The following is a 741-nucleotide window of genomic DNA, read 5'->3' on the forward strand; positions in this document are numbered from 1 at the left end:
CATCCATAGATGATGAAAGCGATCGTGATTCCAATTGAAACGAAAGGTGTAATTGTAACAATTGCTTTTGAGGAAATGTCTGTGACATATGTTTTTGTTATCTGATCAATTTTATTGAAAAGTTGCGTGAACACAGTAAAGTCCATGGAATTCCTCTTTAACGAATTTTCAATTTTTTATCACCTTGGAACATAGATATATGCTAAACGCCTCATTTTCATTTATACATTACCTAAGTGTTTTCAGCACGATATCTTGGCTTTGATAAAATATTTGTGTCTCTCTTGATTGTTCAGAGAGTACTGAACCTTCTACAGTGGCTTTTGTTTTCATCGTATGGTAGGCATCTCTTTTTTTTCATGATCAAAAATTTCCATATCAAGTTCGCGTCTTTTCCTTTTGATAAGTGAGTATTCAGCGTCACGTAAATGCGCTACCATTTCCATCTTTATAAATTCATTTTGGATCATGGCTAACGAACCATCGATATGTGCTTGAAGATCTGCAGTATCTTTCAGGTTTTCTTTTTTTTGAACTTCATCTAATAGATCTCTGAGGTATTGAAAACGATTTTCTGCATGTTCAAAACTTTTCAAATTCACAACTTTATCTAGAACCGATACAGATTGTAAATGCTCAGAAATAGCTTTGCTCATTTGATCAAAAGTCCCAGAAATTTTGTTTTCTTCCTCCAATATCTTTTGATATGATTCCCTTAAAAGCAGATTCTTCTTATAGAGC

Annotated in this window: 1 protein-coding gene and 1 pseudogene; both read right to left on the minus strand. The window is 33.3% G+C overall.

What is annotated here, in order from left to right:
- Positions 1–146 (minus strand): annotated as a pseudogene (locus ACFINA_RS09700) (trwi protein); the annotation flags it as partial.
- 183 nt (positions 147–329) lie between these two features.
- A partial coding sequence (locus tag ACFINA_RS09705) for a type IV secretion system protein (protein WP_375615531.1) occupies positions 330–741 on the minus strand: 412 nt, incomplete at its 5' end.

Origin of the sequence: Bartonella sp. AC10YNML, assembly GCF_042196825.1 — a bacterium.
Classification (GTDB): domain Bacteria; phylum Pseudomonadota; class Alphaproteobacteria; order Rhizobiales; family Rhizobiaceae; genus Bartonella.